The 1,776-nt window shown below is 67.3% G+C and carries 3 protein-coding genes; all 3 read right to left on the bottom strand.

What is annotated here, in order from left to right:
• Positions 1 to 142: 142 nt before the first annotated feature.
• On the bottom strand, positions 143 to 697 hold the full coding sequence (locus CRT60_RS00145) for a helix-turn-helix domain-containing protein (protein ID WP_098734447.1): 555 nt from the start codon (positions 695 to 697) through the stop codon (positions 143 to 145).
• Positions 698 to 1,085: 388 nt separating this feature from the next.
• On the bottom strand, positions 1,086 to 1,265 hold the full coding sequence (locus CRT60_RS00140) for a hypothetical protein (protein WP_098734446.1): 180 nt from the start codon (positions 1,263 to 1,265) through the stop codon (positions 1,086 to 1,088).
• Positions 1,266 to 1,302: 37 nt separating this feature from the next.
• Positions 1,303 to 1,776: hypothetical protein (locus CRT60_RS00135; RefSeq protein WP_204561525.1), on the bottom strand; the 474-nt coding region annotated here is incomplete at its 5' end.

Below are 1,776 nucleotides of genomic sequence, written 5' to 3'. Positions count from 1 at the left end.
AGAGGAATCCGCTTAGGGCCGCCCCGGTGATCCACCGGCAAACGGCCTGCGGCCTAGGGCACCCCGCCGCCGTTCGCTGTGAGGGCGCGTCGGCGGGGTGCCCTTTGCCCGTGGATTACCGGGACGGCAGCGCCGGGCGCCGTTAGGCGTCTTTCCCGCCCTGCATCAGCACCAGCAGGGGCGGAGCTTCCTCCTGCGCCTTATCGCGTGCGCTGCCGGTCAGGTGGGTCGCCACGCGCGGGTTCATGAAGTACCGAACCATCCCAGGGCCTCGCATACCGGCGACGCGCTGGCGGCGACGGATGATCGCTCCCATGCCCTCTAGCTCCGACATGATTTCGCTGACGTTCTGGGGGGTCGTCCCGATCCTCTCGGCCAGCTCGTCACGGCTGCGCATGATCTCCCCGGTATCCATGCGCAGCACGGTGAAGCACTCGGCCCAAAGCCGCGCAGCGTGCTGCGGACGCTTGCTGTGCTCCACGATCCATCCGACTACGGCGGCGTTCTGTTCGGGGCTGAGCATGACGAAGCTCCATCCGTTTTTGCTGGCTGTGCGGCGGTCGATCTCTGCGATCAACTCGCCGCGGAGGCGGTCAGACAGGCCGGGAAAGTCAGCTACCAGCCGACGCAATTCCTCGGCATCCGCCTGAGTAATCCTGTCCCGTTTGGTGACGAGTCGGGCGATGCTCGCGGACACGTTGCCAACCCCTTTTACGTCTCATCTGGTGAGACCATAACGTCTCACGTGGTGAGATGTAAAGGGGGGGGCTACGCGCGCGCGCGCGAGAAAGGCTTAGACACAGGGGGATTCCCCCTCTCCCCCCCCTTTATCCCAAAAACCAAAAATCTCTGGACTGTTGGGCGGGTGGGTATGTGGGCGAAGGGGGCGGGTGTGCAGCCGTCCACGGGCCGTAGGCCGGTGGGCGGGTGCGCAGCCGTCCCCGGTGCCGCAGGCATCGTCCACATATCCACGCGCCAGCACTCCCCCAAGGTGCAGGGGGTGGGGGGTGTCGGGGGGAGGGGGTGGGCTGACGATCAACGCGCCAGGAGCGCGCAGGGAGGCTCTACGAGTGGCTCTGAGGCGATCAGGCTCCAGGCGACCCGGAATCGTCCTCAGGGCCTTCCTGGGGCTTCTGGCGGGCTTCAGCGGCCTCTCCGGTCAGCTTCAGCCGAAGCGCCTCATACTCGCCTTCCAGGGCGTCGTAGGCGGTCTTCACAGCCGGATCGGCCAGGAGCTTGGATTTCAGCACATCGAACGCTGTCATGGGGCACCGTGATCTGTGGGTGAGGGGTAGCCCGGCGTCAGCGGGGCGATTGCTTGGCGGGTGGTGTCGATCCGGGGACTGGGAGCCGCTCCGACAGCCCTTGCGTTGCCCTGGCCCACCCAGCGGCGGCAGCTTCCAGGCGGTCGAACGAGGCTGTCAGACGATCCACCGGCACCATCGCCAGCCACCACATGCCCCCCGCTCCGATCGCGAGACCCGCCAGGAAGGCCGCGCAGCCGGTCCAGCCGATGACGGCCCTTCTCCCTTGCCGCAGAGCATCACCCGCTTCAGCGGCCATCCTGGCGGCTTCCAGCGCGGTGTCTGCCGCTCTGGTGACTTCGCGAGCGGGGGCGGCAGTGCCGTTCTGCACGGCCTGTAGGACGGCGCCAGGGTTGGCGCCGGCGACGGCCTTGGAGAGTTCGCCCACGCGCTTCGCCAGCTCGTCGACACGGGCGCTGTTCCTGTCGATCACGTCGAGAACCGGATTCCCCGTGCTCATCGGCTGAACCCT

The sequence above is a fragment of the Azospirillum palustre genome (assembly GCF_002573965.1).
In the GTDB taxonomy this organism is placed as follows: Bacteria; Pseudomonadota; Alphaproteobacteria; order Azospirillales; family Azospirillaceae; genus Azospirillum; species Azospirillum palustre.
Note: the sequence above shows the minus strand (reverse complement) of the source record. Positions and strands in the feature narration are given on the sequence as shown.

Excerpts from the sequence above, each read along its gene's own strand:
- CRT60_RS00140 (WP_098734446.1), bottom strand. The coding sequence starts at position 1,265 with ATGACAGCGTTCGATGTGCTGAAATCCAAGCTCCTGGCCGATCCGGCT.